The sequence below is a fragment of the Bacteroides sp. Phil13 genome, from assembly GCF_001940965.1.
GTDB classification, from domain to species: domain Bacteria; phylum Bacteroidota; class Bacteroidia; order Bacteroidales; family Bacteroidaceae; genus Bacteroides; species Bacteroides intestinalis.
The window spans coordinates 159,090-183,735 of sequence record NZ_MSHA01000086.1; the positions used below are offsets into that span (position 1 = coordinate 159,090).

Consider the following 24,646-nt stretch of genomic DNA (forward strand, 5'->3'; position numbering starts at 1 on the left):
CTTAGATTTCCTCGTCTTTATGGTTGTTATAATATACTCTCAGCGGAGTAGAAGTAACCTTGATAAAGCCTTTTGCATCTTCTGCTGTCCAACCCTTTTGCATTTCGCCGTATTCACCGAACTTGGTTTTTACAAGGTCGTCTTCCGACTCTACACCTACTGTAGAGAATGACAACGGGCGGAGTTCCAATATAGCTGTACCGTTTACGTTGCGCTGGCTCTCCTGCAACATTGCTTCGATGTCACGCATTACCGGTTCCAGGTACTGACTTTCGTGCAGGAACATACCGTACCAATTAGCAACCTGGTCTTTCCAGTATTGTTGCCATTTACTCAGCGTATATTTTTCCAGGAATTTATGTGCACCGATAATCAACATCGGGGCAGCAGCTTCGAAACCTACACGGCCTTTGATGCCGATAATGGTATCACCCACGTGCATATCACGACCAATGCCGTAAGCAGCACCAATTTCTTCCACTTTCTGGATGGCTTTGATGGGATCGTCGAATTTTTCGTCGTTTACTGCTTTCAACTCACCTTTCTCAAAAGTAAGACGCAGTTGTTCGCTGCCTTCCTTTACACAGTGTTTCAGATAGGCGCTTTCGGGCAACCCTTGCGCGGAATCCAGAATCTCGCCACCACAAATGGAAGTGCCCCACAAACCTACGTTATAGGAATATTTTAGTTTGGTGAAGTCGGCTGAGCAAAGCCGTGTTTGTTCAGATAATCAATCTCTTCCTGACGGCTCAGTGCCATGTCGCGTGTCAGCGTGATGATTTCCACGCCCGGAGCCATGTACGAGGAAAGTCATGTCGAAACGAATCTGGTCGTTACCTGCCCCTGTAGAACCGTGAGCGATAGCGTCTGCTCCAATCTCGTTGGCATAACGTGCAATGGCAAGTGCCTGGAAGATACGCTCGGAACTTACGGAAATAGGATAGGTGCCATTACGCAGCACATTGCCGAACACCATGTATTTCAAGCTCTTTTCGTAATATTCCTGAGTTACGTCGATCGTAACATATTCTTTTGCGCCCAGTTTATAGGCGTTTTCTTCGTTCGTTTTCAGTTGTTCAGGACTGAAGCCACCGGTGTTTGCACAAGCTGCATACACTTCGTACCCCTTTTCTTTGGCAAGGTACATTACCGTAAATGAAGTATCAAGACCGCCGCTGAATGCGACTACTACTTTTTTCTTATCTTCCATATCCTTTGTTTTTTAAATTTTATCATCTTCATGCAGTTCCGGGTCGTAGAGCATTGCGGTGCAGATGCAGAACTTGCGGTTCTTGGCTACTAATATATCGTGGTTGATGCAACCTTCGCAGCCTTTCCAGAAGGATTCATCGTCTGTCAGTTCATTGAAAGTAACAGGGACATATCCCAGTTCCGTATTCATTTTCATGACGGCAGCTCCGCTGGTGAGGCTGAATACTTTGGCGTTGGGCCATCGCAAGCGTGCCAGGCGGAAAGATGCCATTTTGATACGCTTAGCCAATCCTATGCCGCGAAAGTCGGGATGTACAATCAAACCGGAAGTAGCGACGTATTGTTTGTTTCCCCAGCTTTCGATGTAGCTGAAACCTGCAAACACGTCTCCGTATAAGGCGATGATGGCTTTTCCTTCTTTCATTTTTGTCGCCACATACTCGTGTGTGCGTTCTGCGATGCCCGTTCCACGTACTTTGGCCGCTTCTCTGATGGTATCCAAAATCTTATCCACATAAATTTCGTGAGAGGCGTCAGCCACCATCACGTCCACTTTTTTGGTATCCATTTCTTATTAATTCGTTCTTTATTTATTTAATGTTCGGAATGATTTGTGACAGGAATTCGCGTACCTCGCTGTGCGAAGCAGCTTCATGCACTACCAGCATGATGGTGTCGTCACCGGCGATGGTGCCCAAGATGGCGGGACATTCGCGGTTGTCGATGTCATAGGCCATACTGCTGGCGTAGCCGGGTCGTGTGCGAATAACGGCAATGTTACCGGAGAATTGCAGGGAAACAAAACCGCTGGTCATCAGCATTTCGCTGGCACTCTGGTCGTTGGAACGCTTATACATGATGTTATTGGGCAATACATATACATATTTCCCATTCATGTTTGCTGCCTTGGCAACTTTCAGTTGTTTCAAGTCGCGGGAGAGCGTGGCTTGTGTCAGTTCAAAGCCTTCCTTACTCAAAGCTTGCAGCAGTTCTTCCTGAGAACTGACATCTTTGCTTGAGATAATCATCTTGATGGCGTCTAACCGATTGGCTTTTTTCTTCATTTTTCTGTATAATTATTCTAAGAATGGCGCAAAAGTAGGGATAATTTTGGAAAGAATATGCATTAAAGAGAGAATTTTTATACTTTTTATACTATGAATGCTATGTTTTATGCATAAATCGGTGAATATATGCAATCGAAAAAGAAGATGGGGAACTGATTGACCCGTATCTGAGACACACCTGCTCCGTACCAAATCCGGGATTTCTTTGGTCAGAAGTACCTCTGGACGGAGAATGTATGGTGCAAGTATGCTTCAGGTGTGGCTCAAGTCCGAAGCGGATATGAGGAATTATTCAGTTTGATGTTTTTTCTGGTCTTAAACATATAATGTTTTTACGGAAAACGAACGGTCTTCTACATCAAAACTAATAATGTTATTTGCCATAAGGTTGTACCTTTTTCTTAAAATCCTATCTTATGATATCTATTTCAATTTTTTGTGTATCTTTGTTGCATATTTCTTCAATAGTGAAGAGATGTGTTTTGTGATTTGGAGATCATTTTATTATTCGTAACTCTAAAAGTCTGGTAAATTTTTAAAAACGCGAATAATAGGTGAAAGTCTCCACGTCTGGATTACATATAACTTTGTTATATATACTCTGGCGTGGGGCTATTGCTTATTATTGTTTGCGGGTTTACCAGAGCCTTGGAGTTGATAATATGTCAATAGTTCCCATGCCATTTTATTAGAAGGGCATAGGGACAACATCAACCTTTAAAACTTATAACACGATGGATGAACCCTTTACTTGCTCCTGCCAAATGAAAACCGACTTAGAAAACTCAGCCGATGTATTTTCCTTTTTTAAAGAGAATTACCCCTTACCCGGTATTGTTGATAATCTGAATAAACTTTCCAATAAGGAACTACGCTGTGCCTGCTGTCTAATGGGGACTGCTTTAATTGCCATTTCCCGAAAGAAAATGATTTGGGGCTGGCTGAAGATAAAGGAATAGATAATGTTGATTCTATTATTTATGGAAACAACAAAAGCAATAAGAAAACTATCAAAATATAAAGAAGGGGTTTCGGTGGAAACCCCTATTTTTGTGCCGTCAGGTATTGGCATGTTCTATAAAATAATCTATGTGAATCTATAAACTATTAAAGGCACATGAAAGAGCTTCTTAGATTTTCAATATTCCTTGTATTAGGTTTATTTGCTTCTCTCACCACAGAAGCAAAGGTGACGCTCCCTGCCATTTTCTCAGATAACATGGTATTGCGACAAAATGCACAAGTGAATGTGTGGGGCAAGGCTACGCCCGGAGAAAAAGTAACTGTTAAAGCATCGTGGGCAGACAAAGTAGTAACAGCAAAAGCAGCTGCCAACGGTAAATGGACATTAAAACTGAAAAACCCGGATGCAATGACCAATCCTTTCCGTACAGATACATGGCAACCGGATTCGTATGCCCGTTGGTTTGCTGATTCGGAGATGGTACGTTTTCCGCAGGCGTACCAGCTGGATCATGGAAAGCGTCTTTTCTTTGGATATGCACAAGGGGTAGGCTGCTGTGCGATGTTGCAAATGTGGAAGAAGACGGGAGAACGCCGTTACTTTGACTATGTGGAGCAGTGGGCAGACTCATTGATCGATGACAAAGGGGAAATCCATCTGTATCGTGTGGAAACATACAATCTTGACTATATAAATTCAGGTAAGGTTCTGTTCGACTTGTATCGTGAAACTGGTAAGGAGAAATATAAGACGGCAATGGATGCCCTTGTCAGACAGTTGAAAAATCATCCGCGTACATTGGAAGGTGCTTACTGGCATAAGTTGGTTTATCAACACCAGATCTGGCTGGACGGCTTGTATATGGCTTCCCCTTTCCTTGCCCAGTATGGTGCAGAATTCAATAAACCCGAATGGATTGATGAGGCAGTGAAACAATTCACGCTTTGTCAGAAACATACCTATGATGCCAAGACCGGGCTTTATCATCATGCTTGGGATGAAAGTAAGAGCCAGCGTTGGGCTGATCCGGAAACCGGGCATTCCCCTAATTTCTGGGGACGCAGTATCGGCTGGTGGTTTATGGCGATGGTGGATGCATTGGATTATATTCCGGAAGACCATGAAGGCCGTGCCCGGATGATCGGGTGGATACAAGGGTTGGCTGAGGTGTTACCTGCATATCAGGATAAGAATGGTTTGTGGTATCAGGTGCTTGATCAGCCGAAACGGAAAGGAAACTTCCCGGAGGCATCTGTGACGACGCAATTCATGTATGCTTATGCAAAGGCTGTGAACAAGGGATATATTGATGAAAAGTATCGTGCTGTGGCGGAGAAGGCTTTCAATGGTTTGAAGAGCAAATTGATAGTAGAGTGCCAGGATGGTACATTGACATTGACACGCTGCTGTCAGGTAGGCGGCTTGGGTGGACATCCGTATCGCGATGGCAGCTTTGAATATTATATAGGTGAAAAGATGCGGGATAATGATGCGAAAGCAACAGGACCGTTTATTATGGGGTGCATTGAGCTGGGAAAGTGACAAACTGTCGCTTTTATAAATAATATATATCATGAAAAAGAATTTATTAGCAATAATTTTTGCTTCTTTCTGTGCCGGAACCATTTCTGCACAGAACATCTCGTGGCCTGAGGTAACCACGGAAGCTAAACCCGGTGCCCGTTGGTGGTGGATGGGGAGTGCAGTAGATGCGGCTAATCTGACTCGTAATCTGGAAGCATACTCCAAAGCCGGAATGGGGACGATGGAAGTTACTCCTATTTATGGAGTGCAGGGCAATGACGCAAACGAAATTCAGTTCCTTACGCCCGAGTGGATGCGGATGTTGCGCCATACGGAAAGTGAGGCTGCGCGTCTGGGCATGAAGATTGATATGAATACGGGTACGGGATGGCCTTTTGGTGGTCCGGAAGTAGGTATAGAAGATGCTGCCTGTAAATTATTGATTGAAGAATATACATTGAAAGGCGGCGAACGCTTGAATACAACCATAGAAGTGACGGATGAAAAACAACGTCCGTATGCCAAATTGTGTCGGCTGATGGCTTTTAGGGTTCTGACAGACACTTCTACTCCGAAAGAACAAAAAGCTGTGCGCTGCTATGACCTGACATCGAAGATAGAAAACGGAAAGCTGGTATGGAAAGCTCCGAAAGGAGAGTGGCGTTTGATTGCCGCTTTCATAGGAAAAACATTTCAGAAGGTAAAACGTGCTGCACCCGGCGGTGAAGGATATGTGATGAATCACTTCTCGGCAAAAGCTGTGTCCAATTACTTGAATCGTTTTGAACAGGCTTTCTCAGGAAAGACAGCTAATGGAACAGCCGGGACTCCAACTGAGTATCCGCATAATTTCTTTAATGATTCTTATGAGGTTTACGGTGCTGACTGGACAGGTGACCTGTTCGAGCAATTTGCTCTTCGTCGTGGATATAAATTGGAGGAGTTCTTGCCCGATTTCCTTTCAGAAGAGCGTACAGAGACTACCCGCCGTGTTATTTCCGATTATCGTGAGACTCTTGCAGAACTGCTTCAGGAGAACTTTACCCGTCAGTGGACGGACTGGGCGCACAAACATGGTTCACGTACCCGTAATCAGGCACACGGCTCACCCGGTAATCTTATAGATCTTTATGCAACGGTCGATGTTCCCGAATGTGAGGGCTTTGGACTGTCGGACTTCGGTATCCGCGGACTACGTAAAGACTCGTTGACTCGTCCTAACGACTCTGATCTCTCCATGCTGAAATATGCTTCTTCGGCGGCACATATCGCAGGAAAGCCTTATACGACTTCGGAGACATTCACTTGGTTGACAGAGCATTTCCGTACTTCACTATCGCAGTGTAAGCCCGATATGGATTTGATGTTCGTTTCCGGTGTGAATCACATGTATTTCCATGGAACGACTTACTCGCCGGTTGAGGCCGCATGGCCGGGATGGAAGTTTTATGCTTCTATTGATATGAGCCCTACAAATAATATCTGGCGGGATGCTCCGGCATTCTTTGATTATGTCACCCGTTGCCAGAGTTTCCTGCAAATGGGACAACCGGATAATGACTTCCTGGTTTATCTGCCTGTTTATGATATGTGGGACGATCAGGACGGTCGTCTGCTGCTTTTCGATATTCATAAGATGGCGAAACGTGCTCCTCGGTTTATAGAGGCAGTGCATCGCATTTATGGTGCAGGATATGATATGGATTATATTTCCGATAACTTTATCCGTAACGCTATGTGTCAGGACGGTAAGATATTGACTTCCGGTGGAGCTTCTTATAAAGCATTGGTAGTTCCCGGTGCGCGCTTGATGCCTGCTGATGTGATGGAGAAATTACTTCGCCTGGCGGATGAGGGAGCTACGATTGTTTTCCTGGAACAGTATCCGGAAGATGTACCGGGATTGAATGATTTGGGTCAACGTCGTGCAGAGTTTAATAAAGCTTTGGCACAAATAAAGGAACGGGAAGGAAAAGGGCATGTCCTTTTCGGAACAGATTATGCCCGCACACTGGCTGCCACTGCCACCGTTCCCGAAGAAATGAAGACTGCTTTTGGATTGAGTAGCATCCGCCGCTCACATTCCGAAGGATACCACTATTTTATCTCAGCTTTAAAGACAGAAGACACTGAAAGTTGGATACCATTGGCTGTACAGGCACGTTCTGCAATGCTTTATAATCCGATGAATGGTACATCCGGTAAGGCGCGGTTGCGTCAGAATAATGGCAGGACAGAAGTCTTCCTGCAATTGGCATCCGGTGAGTCTATTATTCTGAAAACATTTACAGATCACGATGTTGCCGTACCGGAATATGGGTATTGGACATCTATGCCCCAGGATGAAGCGGCAAAGATACTTCCGGGTGCTTGTTCTTTTGCCGGTAAATGGGGATTTAGTTTCGTAGAAGCAATGCCTGTGGTAAGTAATGTACCGGATAGTGTTTCTCTTGGTTCGTGGACGGAAATAGCTGCCGAAGGTGTGAAAAATACAATGGGGACAGCTTGTTATACCACCACATTCACTTTGAAAACTCCTGCTGAGGCTGGAGAATGGATGCTTGATCTTGGCGATGTTCGCGAGAGCGCACGTGTACGCATTAATGGACAAGAGGTAGCTACGCTTATAGCTGTTCCTTACCGTTGTTTAGTGGGTAAATATCTTCGTCCGGGTGTGAATACACTTGAAGTGGAAGTAACGAATCTGCCTGCCAACCGTATTGCGGATATGGATCGTCGTAATGTGCCTTGGCGTATCTATAAAGATGCCAATATTGTGAATATCCATTATAAGAAGGATAATTATGGAAAGTGGGAATCGGTGCCAAGTGGTTTGTTGGGGCCTGTGCGCTTGATTCCGATGCAGAGTATAAAATGATAATTTAGCGTTCTGCGCTAAATTATCATTTATGTACCATATTATCTTTTGAGCGTTTGCATATACAGTATCCTTTGTGGTAAGAATATCAGAAATAACATCTTTTCAATCAAAACTAATACAGAGTATAGGGGAGTAATCCCCTATTTTTGTATCGTCAAAAATCTATTTAATATCATGAAACATTGCTTTTTTGCGGTTGATTTGGGTGCTACCAGCGGCCGTACCATACTGGGAACATTCACTCCGCAAGGATTAGAACTACAAGATGTGAACCGCTTCCCTAACCATCTGATTGAAGTTGGAGGACATTACTACTGGGATATCTACGAATTGTACCGTCATATTCTGGAAGGTTTGAAACTGGCTGCCCGGATGGATGATGTGCAGATAACCTCTATTGGAATTGATACCTGGGGAGTCGATTTTGTATGTGTGGGTAAAGATGGTGGTTTGCTTCGTCAGCCCTATTCTTATCGTGATCCGCATACGATGGGAGCTCCTGAGGCTTTTTTTGCCCGCGTTCCCCGCAAGCAGGTATATGGATGGACAGGTATTCAGATCATGAATTTCAATTCGCTTTTCCAGTTGGATACTTTACGCCGGAATAAGGATAGTGCACTGGAAATGGCTGATAAGATCCTTTTCATGCCGGATGCACTTAGTTATTTACTGACCGGAGAGATGGTGACTGAATATACCATTGCCAGTACGGCTCAATTGGTAAATGCTGAAACGCGTCGTCTGGAACCGGCATTGCTGAAAGAGCTTGGATTAACGGAAGATAACTTCGGGCGTTTTGTATATCCGGGTGAGAAAATAGGCGTATTGACCAAAGAAATACAAACGATTACCGGACTGGGAGCAATACCTGTGATTGCAGTTGCCGGACATGACACGGCTTCCGCTGTGGCTGCCGTACCAGCATTGGACCGTAACTTTGCTTATCTGAGCAGTGGCACATGGTCATTGATGGGAGTGGAGACAGATGCACCGGTTATTAATGAAGAAACAGAAGCACTGAACTTCACAAATGAAGGAGGTGTTGCGGGGACGATTCGTTTACTGAAGAATATTTGTGGCATGTGGTTGTTGGAACGCTGCCGTTGCGATTGGGAAGAAATATCTTATCCTGAGCTGATTGCTGAAGCAGAGGCATGCGAACCTTTCCGTAGTCTGATAAATCCGGATGATGTTCTGTTTGCCAACCCGATGAATATGGAACAGGCTATTCGTACTTATTGCGCTGACCATCATCAACCGATACCGGAGACACGTGGACAAATTGTACGTTGTATTTTTGAAAGCCTGTCACTGCGCTATCGCCAAGTTTTGGAGAACCTGTGCAGCCTTTCTCCCCGTCCTGTAGAAGTACTGCACGTTATTGGAGGAGGAAGCCGTAATGATTTGCTGAATCAGTGGACTGCCAATGCGGTAGGTATTCCTGTTGTTGCCGGACCGTCGGAGGCGACCGCTATCGGCAACGTAATGATACAAGCTCTCACAGCAGGTGCAGCAAGTGACATTGTTTCCATGCGCCAACTTATCAATCGTTCTATTCCATTGAAGACTTTTACTCCGGAGAACGTTGAAGTTTGGAATACCGCTTATCTGCATTTCTTGCAGTTAGCCTAATATTACTTGTCAGTGATAACGTATAACTAATAAATTATAACTAATAACTAAAAAACTAGTACCATCATGAAAGAAGAATTGATTCAAAAAGCCTATGAAGTGGCAAAAGAACGTTACGCAGCTATCGGCGTAGATGTAGAGAAAGCAATGGACACCTTGCAAAAGATTTCCCTCTCCCTGCATTGCTGGCAGGCAGATGATGTAGCCGGATTTGAAGCACAGGGTGCATTGACCGGAGGCATTCAGGCTACCGGAAACTATCCTGGCAAGGCTCGTAATATGGAAGAACTGAGACAAGACGTATTGAAAGCAGCCAGCTATATTCCTGGAACTCACCGCTTGAATCTTCATGAAATCTATGGTGACTTCGGTGGCAAATTTGTTGACCGTGACCAAGTAGAACCGGCTCACTTCGAAAGTTGGATACAGTGGGCAGCTGAAAATAATATGAAGTTGGATTTCAATTCCACTTCTTTCTCTCATCCGAAGAGTGGTAATCTTTCCCTTTCTAATCCTGATAAAGGTATTCGTGACTTCTGGGTAGAGCATACAAAGCGTTGCCGTGCTATTGCAGAAGAGATGGGTAAGCGCCAGGGTGATCCTTGTATCATGAATCTGTGGGTACATGATGGCAGCAAGGATATCACTGTGAACCGTATGTTGTATCGTGAATTACTGAAGGATTCTCTGGATCGCATTTTCGAAGTGGAATACAAGAATATGAAAGACTGTGTAGAGTCTAAAGTATTTGGTATCGGTCTGGAAAGTTATACGGTAGGTTCCAATGACTTCTATATTGGTTATGGTGTGAGCCGTAATAAGATTGTTACCCTGGATACAGGACACTTCCATCCGACTGAAAGCGTTGCGGACAAACTGTCTTCTTTATTGTTATTCATTCCGGAAATCATGTTGCATGTGAGCCGTCCGGTACGTTGGGATTCTGACCACGTGACGATTATGAATGATGAAACAATGGATCTCTGCAAAGAAATTGTACGTTGTAATGCTTTGGATCGTGTACATATCGGTCTGGATTATTTTGATGCTTCTATTAACCGTATCGGTGCGTATGTTATAGGTAGCCGTGCTACACAGAAATGTGTGTTGCAAGCTCTGTTGGAACCGCTGGATACTTTGCGCAAGTATGAAGCAAATGATCAGCTATTTGAGCGTCTTGCTTTGCTCGAAGAAGGAAAATCTTTACCTTGGAATGCAGTTTGGGATATGTTCTGCTTAAAGAACGGTGTACCTGTAGGTGAAGAATTCATTACTGAGATACAGAAATACGAAGCAGACGTTACGTCGAAACGTAATTAAGTGATTAATGGTTAGTGATTACTAAACGTTATTATCATGAATACACTGATAGGATTGTTGATTATAGCTATCGGGAGCTTCGGGCAGAGTAGTTCGTATGTACCCATTAACAAGGTGAAAAACTGGTCGTGGGAGAGTTTCTGGCTTGTACAGGGAATCTTTGCATGGCTTGTTTTCCCGTTGTTGGGGGCATTGCTTGCCATTCCGGCGGGAAGTTCGCTGATTGAACTTTGGGGGGCAGGCGGTGCTTTGCCTGCTATGGTTTATGGTGTTCTGTGGGGCGTAGGTGGATTGACCTTTGGGTTAAGTATGCGTTATCTGGGTGTAGCACTTGGACAAAGTATAGCCCTCGGTACATGCGCCGGATTCGGAACACTCTTCCCTGCTTTGTTTGCCGGAAAAGATTTGCTGCATGGTGAAGGACTGATGCTACTTATTGGCGTCTGCATAACGCTGGCTGGTATTGCTATCATCGGATATGCCGGTAGTCTTCGCTCCAAGAATATGACGGAAGAAGAAAAATGGGCAGCTGTTAAGGACTTTGCCCTGACGAAAGGTTTGCTCGTGGCATTGCTGGCAGGTGTGATGAGTGCGTGTTTTGCTCTTGGGTTGGATGCCGGAACACCTATCAAAGGAGCTGCTTTGGCAGGTGGAGTAGAAGCTCTTTATGCTGGTTTACCTGTAATTTTCCTAGTTACTCTCGGTGGTTTCTGTACAAATGCTGTTTATTGTATTTGGCAGAATATCAAGAATAAAACCGGTAAGGAATATTTCTCTGTAAAAGGTACGACATTGACGAATAATCTCTTATTTTGTGCTCTTGCCGGTGTACTGTGGTATTCACAGTTCTTTGGTCTTGAAATGGGTAAGAGTTTCCTGACAGACAGTCCTATACTTCTTGCTTTCTCTTGGAGTATCCTGATGTCACTGAATGTTACGTTCAGTAATGTTTGGGGTATTTTGCTGAAAGAGTGGAAAGGTGTCAGCAATACTACGATTGCCGTTCTTATTTTAGGCTTGGTGGTTCTGATCTCTTCCATCATAGTAGTGGCAATGGCACAGGTATAATAGTGTATAGCTACGAGTTACGAGCTACAAGTACTTTTCGGTATGATAGCGCAGCAACTCGTAGCTTATAACTCGTAACTTAATTTATTATAATGAAATCAATTCTCGAAAATCGCCAGGCATTGACTTATGCAGTCAATCAAGTGGCAGAAGTTGCCGGATATCTCTGGCAAAAGGGATGGGCTGAACGTAATGGCGGCAACATCACACTGAATATTACTGAATTTGTAGACGATGAGATAAAGTCGTTGCCTGCTATTAGCGATGTAAAGCAGATCGGTGCTACTTTACCTTATCTGAAAGGTTGCTATTTCTATTGCAAAGGAACTAATAAGCGTATGCGCGATTTGGCTCGTTGGCCGATGGAACATGGTTCTGTAATTCGTATCCTGGATGACTGTGCCAGTTATGTGATTATTGCGGATCATCCTGTGATGCCTACTTCTGAATTACCTGCCCATCTCAGTGTACACAATCGTCTGATTGAGAAAGGTTCGCCTTATAAAGCTTCGTTGCATACTCATCCCATTGAATTGATTGCTATGACTCATTGTAAGAAATTCCTTGAAAAAGATGTTGCTACCAATTTGCTTTGGAGTATGATTCCCGAAACTAAGGCTTTCTGTCCGCGTGGTTTGGGTATTATTCCTTATGAATTGCCAAGCTCCGTAAAATTGGCAGAGGCTACCATCGAACAATTGGAAGATTATGATGTGGCTATGTGGGAAAAGCATGGTGTATTTGCAGTGGATGTGGATATCATGTCGGCTTTCGATCAGGTGGATGTACTGAATAAGTCTGCCCTGATTTATATTGCAGCCAAAAATATGGGCTTTGAACCTGACGGTATGAGCCAAGAACAAATGCAGGAAATGACTCGTGCATTTAATCTGCCTAAATGATTCTTAAGTAGATGGCAGGCATTTCTTATTGACTGCTATCTACTTTACTAATTCTTTAAAAGTATAATATGAAGCGAATATTCTTTTCTCTCGCTCTGCTGCTGGCAGTAACAACTCTCGCCGCCCAGACCAATATGACGGCAAGAGAAGCTGCTGTAAAGATTGCAGACCGCATTCTTGCCAGTACCACATACGAGTTTAAGAATACGAAGACTGGTGAAACTTATAAGTCCGTCAAGAAATTACCTCTTGACATGAATGTGAAGGTAGCATGCAAGTACAATAACTGGCATTATACGAATGGTGTAACCAATATGGCTCTCATGGAACTGGGGGATAAACTTGCTGACAAGAAGTATGAGAAATATGTTTTGAAGAACATGAATTTTGTGTTCAATGAAGGTAATCTTGAATTCTTTCGCAAACAGTACGATGAGGCCTTTAAACAAGATGGTTGGAATGCCGTACGAAAATTGAGTTGGCACATGATCTTCCGTGGCAAGCGTCTGGATGATAATGGTCCGATGGGAGCCAGTCTGATTGAACTGCAGATGAGATATCCTAATCAATCTTTTCTGGATTATGTTAACGAAACAGCCGAACACCTGAATTACGGTGAACCTCGTTTGGTGGATGGAACTATTGCCCGTATATGGCCGCATGTCAATACGATTTGGGCAGATGATGCCTTTATGGCAATTTCTTTTCTGGCACGCATGGGTAAGATGACCGGTGATGAGAAGTATTTTAATGATGCTGCCAATCAGGTGCTAAACTATACCCGTTATCTTTGGTGTCCTGAAAAACAGATTTATTATCATTGTTATCATACGGACAACAAGGAGCATGGAGTAGCTCACTGGAGCCGTGCTAACGGATGGGTATTTATGGCACAGGCTGATCTGCTTAGTATGATGCCGAAAGATCATCCGATGCGTGAAGCTGTTATCGAAAATTTCCGCCAACAAGCAAGTGGTGTAGCCCGTTATCAAGGTAAGAATGGACTTTGGCATCAGTTGTTGGATAAAGAAGATTCTTATGAAGAAATCACAGGAACAGCAATGTTTGTTTTTGGTATTGCCCGTGGTGTGAAAGAAGGATGGCTACATCCTGATTTCATTTACGTAGCTGAGCAGGGATTGAAAGGTATGATGAAAAAGATTTCTGATAATGGAGATGTTACTTCTATTTGTGTAGGAACAGGTATCATGCCTTCGTTGGTATATTATTATAACCGTCCTACACAGGAAAATGATCCTATGGGCGAAGGCCCTGTACTCCGTGCATTGGTTGAAATGATAGATGCACCCAAGTACACAGAAATAAAGGCCGAAGAACAATATGATAAAATTGTTGTAAAAAAATAATCTTTCCCCTATTACTCGTTTTTATTAGTCCGCTCCGGTATATTTTAGAATAAAGCCGGAACGGACATTTTTTTATTCATAAATAATTTCTATTTTTGCCACATATCTATTATGTAAAACACGTGTTATGACTAAGAACTATAATGATTTAGGGGTTGAATTCAAATATTTGATAGTGAATGATATGGACCAGAAATTTGGTCTGTGGGTAAATACCGTGGGTTTCCAGTCCATTCAGCCAAATTCTCCTTATCCCTTGAAGGATCACCCTTCAGGCTATTTCTTCAATGCCCAGAAGGGGCGTGTTTTACGTGAATATCAGTTGGTTTATATAACTAAAGGACGAGGTTTGTTTGCTTCCGATACTACTCCGGAGAAACAAGTCTGTAAAGGCAGACTTATGGTTCTTTTCCCTGGGCAATGGCATACGTATCATCCATATCAGCAAACAGGTTGGAATGAATATTATATCGGTTTTGAGGGGCCGGTCATCGATGATATGCTGAGAGGAGGCTTCCTCTCTAAAGACAATCAAATACTGGAAGTAGGTCTGAATGAGGAACTGGTTACCCTTTTTTCACGTGCATTGGAGATAGCTGAAGCTGATAAGATTTCATCCCAGCAATATCTTTCAGGTATTGTATTGCACATGATAGGAATGATTCTTTCCATATCCAAGAACAAGATATTCGAGATGGGTGATGTTGATCAAAAGATTGAACAGGCGAAAATTATTATGAATGAGAATATATTCAAGGATATTGACCCGGAAGAGTTGGCCATGAAATTGAATATCAGTTATTCCTGGTTTCGCAAGGTTTTTAAGGATTATACAGGATATGCGCCTGCTAAGTATTTCCAGGAACTTAAATTGCGTAAGGCAAAACAGTTATTGGTTGGCACTTCCCAATCGGTAAAGGAAATTTCGTTTATGCTCGATTATAAATCTACTGAACACTTTTTCTCTCTCTTCAAAAAACGTACAGGATTTACTCCATTAGAATACAGGTCTTTCGGGCGTGAGACGAATGTAGAGGAGGACGATTTATTGTAAAGTTAAAGCGGAAAGCACTTTGACACTTTGCTTTTTATGCATAATGAGAATGCGATATTTCCGTCCGACGGAGGGGGAGAACGAAAAGAAACGAACGGAAATCAGCATATTGTTGATTGAGAGTGGAATACAGAAATACGTACAACTCTGAAAAAAGAAAAACAGATGGTCTGTCCACTGAAAACACATAGTTTGCTTCCCATCCATGGACCGTTTATGTTCGATCCATGGATCGTTTGTTCTTCATCTATAGATCAGATGCGTTCCATCCATAGATTGTTTGCGTTAGATCCATAGTTCGTTTGTGAAAGATCTATAGTTTCTTGCATAAGTATTGCATATACGGCCTGCTTTATACAAAAATACTGCATTTATATTCCGTGGATTATGCAACCGGATTCTATTTGAGCTGTTTGTGGAAAAAGTTCTGTTGGGAAAAAGATCGTTTTGATAGCTTTTTGTTTGCAGTGAAGCGGAATGAGTGACTTCTTGTGATATAAAGATCTAAGTGGGAAGAAGCGGAGATTATCTCTCCGTCATTTTGTACAGCCAGAAAATCATTCTGCTTATTTATTGTTTGCCAGAGAATGTCTTTCTTTGTAAAATCGAATAATAAAGCTAAATACTATGAGTAGAAAGCACTTTTTGGGTACTATCCTTTTCTTACTGACAGCTTGGGTTGTACAAGCTCAGGAAACAGAACGTCAATATCTTTCCGGCACAGGGTTGGGTAACACCGTAACCTGGCAGTTTCGTGTATCCGAAGGACACAACAGCGGGCGCTGGAGTAAAATCGAAGTTCCTTCACAATGGGAACTGCAAGGGTTCGGTGAATATACCTATGGCCGTTGGTATAAGAAACCCGGAGTAAAGAATCCTTCGATGGAAGAAGGTACTTATAAGCGCTCTTTCCGTGTTCCCCGCAACTGGCAGGGACAGAATGTACGCCTCTGGTTTGGTGGCGTAATGACTGATACCGAAGTCTTCGTCAATGGCCAATCCGCAGGCCCCGTACATCAGGGAGGCTTCTATCGCTTCTCTTATGACGTCACCGATCTGCTGAAATTCGGAAGCAACAATCAAATTGAAGTTCGTGTAAAGAAGCACTCTGACAACAAGTCCATCAACGCTGCCGAGCGCAAGGCTGACTGGTGGCTCTTTGGTGGAATATATCGCCCCGTATGGCTGGAAGCAAAGCCGGCTACGCATATCGAACGCCTCGCCGTAGATGCTCGTGCGGATGGAGAGCTAAAAGTAGAAGTACATTTGCAAGGCACCACCGGAGAAGAAAGTCTTTCCATGGAAGTGGCACCGATATCTGCCAAGGATGCCGAACACCGTCCCGTGAAAGTTACTAAAGATTCCGTTCAGTTACTGACTGCTCATTTCGACGGTATATCTCCGTGGACTCCTGAGTCTCCTGTACTCTATCGGCTTACAGTTTCTCTGCTCGGTAAGGAAGGAAATGTCATTCACTCCATGGATACCCGCATCGGCTTCCGCACCATTGATTTCCGTCCTCGCGACGGACTCTACCTGAACGGTACCAAGCTTGTTATGAAAGGCATCAATCGACACACCTTCCACCCCGATGGCGGACGAACTACGAATAAAGAACTCAGCATACAGGATGTCAAGCTCATAAAAGAGATGAACATGAATGCCGTCCGTTCTCACTATCCCCCTGATGAACACTTCCTGGATGCCTGCGACTCCCTTGGTTTACTCTACATCGACGAGTTGGCTGGTTGGCAAGATGCTTATGATACCCCTACAGGTACTCGTCTTGTTCGTGAAATGTTGACGCGTGACGTGAATCATCCCTGTATCGTGCTCTGGAGTAATGGTAACGAAGGTGGATGGAATACTGCAATTGATAGCCTGTTCCGTACTTACGACCCGCAAAAACGTCATGTCATCCACCCCTGGGCGGATTTCGACGAACTCGATACACACCACTATCCTGCTTATCTCACCGGAGTGGCCCGTTTTACCAATGGCTATAAAGTCTTCATGCCTGCCGAATTCATGCATGGCCAGTACGACCAGGGACATGGTGCCGGACTGGAGGATTTCTGGGCACGTTACACCGCCCATCCTCTCTTTGCCGGAGGTTTCATGTGGGCATACAGCGACGAAGCTGTACGCCGTTCCGACCGTGGCGGAGCACTGGATAGTGAAGATTACAATGCCCCGGATGGTATCCTCGGTCCCTATCGCGAAAAGGAGGGCAGTTACTATTCTGTCCGTGAAGTCTGGTCACCTATCTATGTGGAACCTCTGATGATTACCCCCTCGTTCCGTGGTGAATTCCGGGTGTCGAACCGATTCCTGTTTACGAACCTGGACAAGTGTTCCATGCGTTGGCGCGTACTCCATTGTGCATCGCCTTTGCAAGGTGAAGCCGTGGGCAACCCGGTATCTGTAGCCGATGGAGGTGCCCAAACCTGGCGTCAGGTAGTAGATAGCGGAATGGTACGACTTCCTTCGTTGGTTCCCGGTGAGACAGGATTCGCCCGAATCACTGCTCCCAAGCTTTTTGAGGGGGACATTCTGGAACTTGAAGCGTATGGAGTGGATGGCGAAAGTATCTGTACACGTACCTTCCCGATACATTATGCGAAAGATTATCTGCAAGGTGAACTGCAGGCAAATGCTCATTCGTCCGCTTCACAAACTTCGGCTACGGGTAATTGCCGTGTTGAAGAAACCGATACTCTGATTACTTTGCATTCCCCTGCCGTTACCGTCTCTTTCCGGAAGAGTGACGCTACTATCACTTCTGTGATAAGGAATGCCGACAGTCGGGTTATCCCTCTGAAAGATGGTCCCGTTGCCGTGGGTATGAAGATGATCCTGTCCAATCTCTCCACTCGTACGGAAAATGGTGATGCTGTTCTTTGTGCACGCTATCGGGGTGCTGCCGATTCCATCGTCTGGCGTCTTACCCCAGCTGGTCTCCTCTCTATGGATGCCGTGCTGTTGAACCGTGCTTCCGGTGGCGGTGGCTTCGACGATGCCTTTACCGATACCGAAGTCCTGAACCTCGGACTCACCTTCTCATATCCCGAATCCGAGTGCTCCGGCATGCGTTGGATGGGGCGTGGTCCGTACCGTGTCTGGAAGAACCGTATCCCCGGTGCCAACTATGGCATCTGGCAGAAAGATTATAACAATACCATCACCGGTGAAAGCACCGACCGCCTTGTGTACCCCGAATTCAAGGGCTATCATGCCAACTTCTATTGGGCTACCCTGCAAAGTCCTACGGTTCCTTTCACTGTGTATGCCGCCAGTGATGGCATCTTCCTGCGGGTATTCACGCCCGAAGAACCCCACGGCCGCCAGGATGGCATCAATACCATGCCCGACTTCCCCGCGGGAGATATTTCTTTCTTACTCGATATTCCGGGTATCCGTTGTTTCAAGCCCATCAGCCAACATGGTCCACAGAGCCAGCCGGGAATTATCCGCATCAAGAAAGGAGACGAAGGACTACGGCTGAATCTGATGTTCGACTTCCGTTAGCTTCCCCCAAATACTATTAATCTAATTATCTGTTATCAAGAATACCATGAAAAAAGTATTTTATTCCCTTTTCGCTGCTTTCGTGCTGACGGCTTGTGGTTCGGAAAAACAAGCTCCGATAGACCGTGAAGCATTGGTGACTCGTAACAATCCTCAAGTAGCCTCGTTCGATTCGTTGGCTTCGCTTAGCGTGGGTAATGGTGAATTTGCGTTCACGGTAGATGCTACTGGCTTACAAACATTCCCGTCTATGTATAGTAAGGGTGTACCTTTGGGGACACAGAGCCAGTGGGGCTGGCATTCATTTGCCAATCCGCAGGGATACAAGTCTGAAGAAGTCCTGAAAGCCTTTGACTTCGGTCGTGGACACGAAGAACTCTACGCCTGCCAGTTCAAGGAAGAGGGACGGCAAAAAGAAGCTTCCGACTGGTTCCGCGTCAATCCGCACCGCTTGCACTTGGGGATCGTTGGCTTGGAACTGGGTGACGGAGTGAAAGCATCTGATATCACCGATATCCGCCAAACACTGAATATGTGGAAAGGTGAAATCACCAGCCACTTCACACTGAATGGTAACGCTTTCGATGTACAGACAGTCTGCCATCCCGATCAGGATATGATTTCCGCCAGTGTCACCAGCCGTGCACATGCCGGTGTCAATCTGCGCTTTCCGTATCCCACGGGTGCACATGCTGATGATGCCTGCAATTGGGATGCGAACGATAAACATTCTACAACCATTGTCCGTCAGGATGCCCAAAGTGCCGTGCTGAAGCGTGTGCTCGATGAAACCACTTATTATGTAACCCTGCGTTGGGAAGGTAAAGCCAACCTGGCCGAGAAGTCCAAGAACTATTTCGTCTTGACTCCGGATGAAGATATGCTGGCATTCTCCTGTCTCTTTACACCGAATTTTCAGGGAACCGTATTTGAAAGTGAACCTCCTGTCTATGCTGACGGTCAGGTATTGCCCTCTTTCGCAGAAACTGCTGCTGCCAGTGCCTCTCATTGGACGAACTTCTGGACGAATGGCGCTGCTGTCGATTTCTCACATTGCACCGATCCGCGTGCAAAGGAGCTGGAACGTCGTGTGGTACTCAGTCAGTATCTTCTCGCTATCCAGTCTGCCGGTAGTGTACCTCCGCAGGAGACAGGTCTGACTTATAATTCCTGGTTCGGTAAGTTCCATCTCGAAATGATTTGGTGGCATCAAGCCTGGCAGCCGCTTTGGGGGCATACTGATCTGCTGGACCGTACGTTGGGTTGGTATGAAACCGTAGAACCCGTTGCTCGTGAAATAGCCCGTCGCCAGGGGTTTTCCGGTGTGCGCTGGATGAAGATGACCGATCCTAGCGGTACGGAAGCGCCTTCCAATGTAGGTTCTTTCCTGATCTGGCAACAACCGCATTTCATTTATCTGGCCGAACTTGTTTACCGTTCCAATCCTTCAGACGAAGTGATTCAAAAGTACAACAAACTGGTACAGGAAACTGCCGAGTTCATGTATGCTTTCGCAACTTATGATGAATTCCACGGTCGTTTCATCCTGAAAGGTGCCATCCCTGCACAGGAAACATTGCGTGCAGCTACCACCATCAACCCACCTTTCGAACTCTCTTACTGGCACTTTGCTATGCAGACAGCCCAGAAGTGGCGCGAGCGTGCCGGTGGAAAGCGCAATCTGGAATGGGACGAAATGATAGACAAACTCTCTCCGCTTGCTTATAATGAGGATCATCTTTACTTGGCGTCCGAAGATGCCGTCGATACTTACAAAGATATTCGTTTTACCAGCGACCACATGGCCGTGCTCGGTTCCGTAGGTATCCTTCCGATGAACAAGCTCATTCGTGACGACTATATGAAGAATACCCTGCACTGGGTGTGGGACAACTGGAATTGGGGGAAAACCTGGGGGTGGGACTATCCGATGACTGCAATGAACGCCACTCGTCTGGGCGAACCCGAAAAGGCTGTAGGCGCTTTACTGATGGATAAACGCACTAATACCTACCTGTTGAATGGACATAATTATCAGGATGCCCGTCTGCGCTGTTACCTGCCCGGTAATGGTGGTTTGCTGACTGCCGTAGCATTGATGTGTGCCGGTTGGGATGGGTGTCAGGTGAAGAATCCGGGCTTCCCGCAGGACGGAACATGGGATGTGCGTTGGGAAGGTCTGAGTCCGATGCCGTAAGTGCTATCACTCTTTATCACATCTTATCCATCACCCTATATGAAACGAATATTTCTTTATGCCGCTATCTCTCTGTTGCCTGCTATCGCTTATGCACAGTATACCACTGGCAATAAACCGCAAGGTGCTGGCGATCGCATAGAGTCCACCTCTTTCAACGATCATAAACGTGGTGCTTCCCGTACCTTGCAATATCGTCCGGATGGAGAAGACTTTGTAAGCATCAACGGTAAGAACCGCTATACCCGCGCTCTCTATGGCAGCCACACAGCCTTCCGTTTAGAGACGAGCGACCGCCCTGTTTTTGCCGTTTATGAGAAGCGTAATAGTAAGAATATCAGTTTCCGTCTTCTGCTGAGTGATGGCAGTTCTGTAGCTCTTGATTCTACTGCCTGGTGTGAATCACGCTACACTCCCGGTCGCCGTTCGTATCGCCTGACGCATCCTGCCTGGGGTGAAAAGGCAGAACTGCAGATCTCCGCTCTCGCCTTACCCGATGAAGATGCTGCTGTCTGGAAGATAACTCCCATCAATATGCCTCTGGGGGCTACTTTACGCTCTTTACTGAGTGAAATCCGTCTTGACAAACTGAGCCGTAACGGTGATATGGGAGCTGATCCCCCCGGTTGCTTCGATGCGCCGGAGCACCCCGAACAATTGCAGACTATGGATATAGCTTTGGACACTGCTCCACAGAATATTTATATTCTTGTCCGTGATTATTCTCTGGTGATTCCTTCCTTTGAAGAGGGTGTTGCTCTCTATGATAAATCAGAGCGAGCCCGTGCCGAACTGGCTTCCCGCATTCGGATTACAACTCCCGATCCATTTTTTAATACCCTGGGTGGTGCCCTTGCCGTAGCTGCCGATGGTATTTGGGATGGTGAAGTCTGGTTGCATGGTGCCATTGGTTGGCGTATGCCCCTTAGCGGTTGGCGTGCAGCTTATACAGGCGATGCTTTGGGGTGGCACGATCGTGCCCGTACGCATTTCGATGCCTATGCTGCCAGCCAGGTGACTGAGGTACCCAATACGATACCACATCCTGCACAGGATTCTGCCCTTGCTCTGGCTCGTTCCGTAAAGCAATGGGGTACACCGCAGTACAGTAACGGATATATTTGTCGTAATCCGCGTCGTAACGATCAGATGCATCATTATGATATGAATCTTTGTTATATAGATGAACTCCTGTGGCATCTTAACTGGACCGGTGATCTGGAATATGCCCGTCGTATATGGCCTGTATTTACTCGTCATCTTGCCTGGGAGAAGCTCAATTATGATCCCGATAATGACGGTCTTTACGATGCCTACGCCTGTATCTGGGCAAGCGATGCCCTCTACTACAACAGCGGTGCCGTAACTCACAGTACTGCTTATAACTATCGTGCCAATCGCCTTGCTGCTCTGATTGCTGAAAAAATAGGGGAAGATTCCACACCTTACCGCGAGGAAGCTGATAATATATTGAAAGCACTGAATGCCCGCCTTTGGATGCCCGAACGTGGACATTGGGCTGAGTTCCAGGACTTCATGGGACATAAACGCCTGCATACCGCTCCCGGTGTGTGGACCATCTATCATGCGCTCGACAGCGATATTGCCGATCCTTTCCAGGCATACCTTGCCACCAGTTATGTAGACCGTGAAATTCCTCATATTCCTGTTCGTGGCGAAGGTCTGAAAGATGAAGGATATGCTACCATTTCCACTACCAATTGGCTACCTTATTCCTGGAGTATTAATAATGTAGCTTTTGCCGAAGTGATGCATACCGCCCTTGCTTATTTCCAGGCAGGTCGTACCGATGCCGGTTTCAAATTGTTGAAAAGTTCCATTCTGGATGGTATGTATTTAGGTGAAAGCCCTGCCAACTTTGGGCAGATCAGCTTCTATGATGCTGCCCGTGGAGAGTGTTACCGCGATTTCGGTGATCCTATCGGTGTTGCTTCCCGCGTGTTGATACAAGGTCTTTATGGTATTCTGCCGGATGCAATGAACGAACGTTTGTTAGTGAAACCCGGTTTGCCGTCCGCATGGCCGTCTGCCTCTCTGCATACACCGGATATTGATTTCGATTTTCAGCGGGGAGATAAGGAAGGAGTTACCTCTTATGTCGTAACTCATCGTTTGCCTGCTGTCCGTACCCTGGAACTTCAGTTTCCGGCACAACGTTCTAAGGTGGCAAAACTCACAATCAATGGGAAACCTGCCACGTGGACATTGGTTGAGAAATCTATTACTCGTCCAATGCTGTCTGTCGTGGTACCTGCCTCTTCCGGTGAAGAGACAGATGTACGTATTGAATGGGGTGGTGAAGAGTTTTCTTCTCCTGCATCAGTTCCTGCCAACGTTGTATATGCTGAGGCTCCTGTCTGCTTTGTTCCTATGCAACAGGATGAAATGAAATGGTGGTATCCTGTTGGCAGACCTCATTCTGAAGCTAATCAAAGTTTGATAGAACCCAGTACTTTCACCCAAGTTCATTCTGCAAAATGTGAGCCGGTAGTGATGGATACCCGTTTCAACTCATCTGTGACGGATATTTTCCGTAACGAATATCTTTCTCCCCGTTCTCCTTATACTACTTTGCAAATACCCAAACAGGGTATCGGGGAGTGGTGTCATCCTTTACATACAGTGGATATTAATGATGCCGGGCTTCGTTCTTCTGTTCAGAATGGTATATTGAATACTGAGTTGGGCATACCTTTCCGTACTCCTGCTGAAGGTCATAATGTGGCTTTTACTTCTCTTTGGGACAATTATCCGGATAGCCTGGAAATTCCTCTCAAAGGAAAAGCTTCCCGTGCTTATTTGCTTATGGCGGGCAGTACGAATCATATGCAGTGTCATATCGATAATGGAGTTATCCGTATCTATTATAAAGACGGTACCCGTGATGTTATGTTCTTGCGCAATCCGGATAACTGGCCTCCTATCGAGCACATCTTCTTTGAAGATGGTTTAGCGTTCAATCGCCATACGTCGGCACTCTACCGCCTGCGACTTAAAACAGGCGAAATCAGTAATAATTTCGGTGAGGAGTTGGGATTCCCCGGTGCTTCCCGTGAATTGGATGGTGGAGCCGCCGTACTGCTTGAAATGCCTTTGGATCCCGGTAAGAAGCTTTCTCACCTTGTTCTCGAAACTCTTTCCAATGATGTGGTAATCGGGTTGATGAGCATTACGCTGCAACGGTAAGTAATCCCTTGGCAAAGCACCATACGAAATACCCGCATATCACTACTTTGAATACTGTTCCTACCAAGAAACCTATCAGTGCCCCGATGCCCGATTTGAAGGCGTCCCGGGCACTTCTTTCTCCTAAAAGTTCTCCGATAAAAGCCCCTCCGAAAGGTCCTAAAACAATTCCCCACGGGCTGAAAAACACGATTCCGACAATAGAACCTATCAGGCATCCCCAACTTCCCCATTTGGTTCCACCGCTAAATTTACTTCCTATGACAGGAGTGAAGTAATCCAGCACTTGCACCACCACAACCAGCAACAACCACACGAGTAACTGGGTGGTAGAAAATTGCGATCTATCCGTAATGTGAAGCAATAACAAGCCGACGTAAGATATAGGCGGCCCGGGAATGACAGGCAGGATACAGCCCAATAAGCCTACGATAAGGCATATTCCTCCTAATGTGATGAGTAAAATGTCAACCATGCTGATATGGATTTGGAAAAATATTGTCTTTTGTGAACCGATATATAACAAAAAAGGTCTAACTCTTGTTGAGAATCAGACCTTTTTTGTGTCGGAATGAGGCGACTCGAACGCCCGACCCCTACGTCCCGAACGTAGTGCGCTACCAACTGCGCTACATTCCGATACTTGCTTTCGAAAAGTGGTGCCACCAGGAATCGAACCGGGGACACAAGGATTTTCAGTCCTTTGCTCTACCAACTGAGCTA

The 24,646-nt window shown here is 45.5% G+C and carries 14 protein-coding genes, 2 tRNA genes and 2 pseudogenes; 12 read left to right on the forward strand and 6 right to left on the reverse strand.

Annotation, left to right across the window (positions count from 1 at the left end; all coding sequences use genetic code 11):
• Position 1 precedes the first annotated feature (1 nt).
• From BWI44_RS17500 to argR, 3 genes and pseudogenes are all read right to left on the reverse strand, one after another.
• Positions 2–1,210, reverse strand: a pseudogene (locus BWI44_RS17500) (argininosuccinate synthase).
• Between the two features lie 12 nt (positions 1,211–1,222).
• Positions 1,223–1,780, reverse strand: coding sequence for a GNAT family N-acetyltransferase (locus BWI44_RS17505; RefSeq protein WP_044533478.1), 558 nt, complete (start codon positions 1,778–1,780; stop codon positions 1,223–1,225).
• Between the two features lie 22 nt (positions 1,781–1,802).
• A complete protein-coding gene (argR, locus tag BWI44_RS17510; protein ID WP_044267614.1) occupies positions 1,803–2,276 on the reverse strand; it encodes an arginine repressor in 474 nt (157 codons plus the stop codon).
• A 737-nt stretch (positions 2,277–3,013) separates the two neighbouring features.
• Here argR and BWI44_RS17515 point away from each other — a divergent pair.
• The 12 genes and pseudogenes from BWI44_RS17515 (at position 3,014) to BWI44_RS17570 (ending at position 23,923) form a co-directional block, all read left to right on the forward strand.
• Positions 3,014–3,238: a hypothetical protein gene (locus BWI44_RS17515; protein WP_044535521.1), complete on the forward strand. Its 225-nt coding sequence runs from the start codon at positions 3,014–3,016 to the stop codon at positions 3,236–3,238.
• Positions 3,239–3,657: 419 nt separating this feature from the next.
• Positions 3,658–4,785: pseudogene (locus BWI44_RS17520) on the forward strand (glycoside hydrolase family 88/105 protein); the annotation flags it as partial.
• Between the two features lie 31 nt (positions 4,786–4,816).
• Positions 4,817–7,645 carry an alpha-L-rhamnosidase gene (locus BWI44_RS17525; RefSeq protein ID WP_195208793.1) on the forward strand — a complete coding sequence of 943 codons (2,829 nt, stop codon included), beginning with the start codon at positions 4,817–4,819 and terminating at the stop codon, positions 7,643–7,645.
• Between the two features lie 177 nt (positions 7,646–7,822).
• The gene (locus tag BWI44_RS17530; RefSeq protein ID WP_117691844.1) at positions 7,823–9,280 is read left to right on the forward strand and encodes a rhamnulokinase; all 1,458 of its coding nucleotides are present in this window, start codon (positions 7,823–7,825) and stop codon (positions 9,278–9,280) included.
• Between the two features lie 66 nt (positions 9,281–9,346).
• On the forward strand, positions 9,347–10,600 hold the full coding sequence (locus BWI44_RS17535; RefSeq protein ID WP_007660398.1) for an L-rhamnose isomerase: 1,254 nt from the start codon (positions 9,347–9,349) through the stop codon (positions 10,598–10,600).
• Between the two features lie 36 nt (positions 10,601–10,636).
• A complete protein-coding gene (gene rhaT / locus BWI44_RS17540; RefSeq protein WP_195208794.1) occupies positions 10,637–11,668 on the forward strand; it encodes an L-rhamnose/proton symporter RhaT in 1,032 nt (343 codons plus the stop codon).
• 92 nt (positions 11,669–11,760) lie between these two features.
• A complete protein-coding gene (rhaD, locus tag BWI44_RS17545; RefSeq protein WP_195208795.1) occupies positions 11,761–12,570 on the forward strand; it encodes a rhamnulose-1-phosphate aldolase in 810 nt (269 codons plus the stop codon).
• 68 nt (positions 12,571–12,638) lie between these two features.
• Positions 12,639–13,937 carry a glycoside hydrolase family 88/105 protein gene (locus tag BWI44_RS17550; RefSeq protein ID WP_007660389.1) on the forward strand — a complete coding sequence of 433 codons (1,299 nt, stop codon included), beginning with the start codon at positions 12,639–12,641 and terminating at the stop codon, positions 13,935–13,937.
• Between the two features lie 127 nt (positions 13,938–14,064).
• On the forward strand, positions 14,065–14,991 hold the full coding sequence (locus BWI44_RS17555) for a helix-turn-helix domain-containing protein (RefSeq protein WP_278707232.1): 927 nt from the start codon (positions 14,065–14,067) through the stop codon (positions 14,989–14,991).
• A gap of 627 nt (positions 14,992–15,618) precedes the next feature.
• Entirely contained in the window at positions 15,619–18,519 is a 2,901-nt protein-coding gene (locus tag BWI44_RS17560; protein WP_286815219.1) for a glycoside hydrolase family 2 protein, read from the forward strand.
• Between the two features lie 46 nt (positions 18,520–18,565).
• The gene (locus BWI44_RS17565) at positions 18,566–20,716 is read left to right on the forward strand and encodes a hypothetical protein (protein WP_286815220.1); all 2,151 of its coding nucleotides are present in this window, start codon (positions 18,566–18,568) and stop codon (positions 20,714–20,716) included.
• Positions 20,717–20,755: 39 nt separating this feature from the next.
• Positions 20,756–23,923, forward strand: coding sequence for a DUF4450 domain-containing protein (locus tag BWI44_RS17570; protein WP_195208798.1), 3,168 nt, complete (start codon positions 20,756–20,758; stop codon positions 23,921–23,923).
• On the opposite strand, the gene BWI44_RS17575 is transcribed toward BWI44_RS17570, so the two are convergent.
• The 3 genes from BWI44_RS17575 to BWI44_RS17585 all read right to left on the reverse strand — a co-directional run bounded on the left by BWI44_RS17575 (position 23,907) and on the right by BWI44_RS17585 (position 24,645).
• On the reverse strand, positions 23,907–24,398 hold the full coding sequence (locus BWI44_RS17575) for a DUF456 domain-containing protein (RefSeq protein ID WP_044532497.1): 492 nt from the start codon (positions 24,396–24,398) through the stop codon (positions 23,907–23,909). The two genes, BWI44_RS17570 and BWI44_RS17575, sit on opposite strands and share 17 nt — an antisense overlap.
• Positions 24,399–24,489: 91 nt before the next feature.
• Positions 24,490–24,562 (reverse strand) — tRNA-Pro (locus tag BWI44_RS17580).
• Between the two features lie 18 nt (positions 24,563–24,580).
• Positions 24,581–24,645 (reverse strand) — tRNA-Phe (locus BWI44_RS17585).
• Position 24,646 lies beyond the last annotated feature (1 nt).

Excerpts from the sequence above, each read along its gene's own strand:
- BWI44_RS17505 (WP_044533478.1), bottom strand. The coding sequence starts at position 1,780 with ATGGATACCAAAAAAGTGGACGTGATGGTGGCTGACGCCTCTCACGAA.
- argR (WP_044267614.1), bottom strand. The coding sequence starts at position 2,276 with ATGAAGAAAAAAGCCAATCGGTTAGACGCCATCAAGATGATTATCTCA.
- BWI44_RS17515 (WP_044535521.1), top strand. The coding sequence starts at position 3,014 with ATGGATGAACCCTTTACTTGCTCCTGCCAAATGAAAACCGACTTAGAA.
- BWI44_RS17525 (WP_195208793.1), top strand. The coding sequence starts at position 4,817 with ATGAAAAAGAATTTATTAGCAATAATTTTTGCTTCTTTCTGTGCCGGA.
- BWI44_RS17530 (WP_117691844.1), top strand. The coding sequence starts at position 7,823 with ATGAAACATTGCTTTTTTGCGGTTGATTTGGGTGCTACCAGCGGCCGT.
- BWI44_RS17535 (WP_007660398.1), top strand. The coding sequence starts at position 9,347 with ATGAAAGAAGAATTGATTCAAAAAGCCTATGAAGTGGCAAAAGAACGT.
- rhaT (WP_195208794.1), top strand. The coding sequence starts at position 10,637 with ATGAATACACTGATAGGATTGTTGATTATAGCTATCGGGAGCTTCGGG.
- rhaD (WP_195208795.1), top strand. The coding sequence starts at position 11,761 with ATGAAATCAATTCTCGAAAATCGCCAGGCATTGACTTATGCAGTCAAT.
- BWI44_RS17550 (WP_007660389.1), top strand. The coding sequence starts at position 12,639 with ATGAAGCGAATATTCTTTTCTCTCGCTCTGCTGCTGGCAGTAACAACT.
- BWI44_RS17555 (WP_278707232.1), top strand. The coding sequence starts at position 14,065 with ATGACTAAGAACTATAATGATTTAGGGGTTGAATTCAAATATTTGATA.
- BWI44_RS17560 (WP_286815219.1), top strand. The coding sequence starts at position 15,619 with ATGAGTAGAAAGCACTTTTTGGGTACTATCCTTTTCTTACTGACAGCT.
- BWI44_RS17565 (WP_286815220.1), top strand. The coding sequence starts at position 18,566 with ATGAAAAAAGTATTTTATTCCCTTTTCGCTGCTTTCGTGCTGACGGCT.
- BWI44_RS17570 (WP_195208798.1), top strand. The coding sequence starts at position 20,756 with ATGAAACGAATATTTCTTTATGCCGCTATCTCTCTGTTGCCTGCTATC.
- BWI44_RS17575 (WP_044532497.1), bottom strand. The coding sequence starts at position 24,398 with ATGGTTGACATTTTACTCATCACATTAGGAGGAATATGCCTTATCGTA.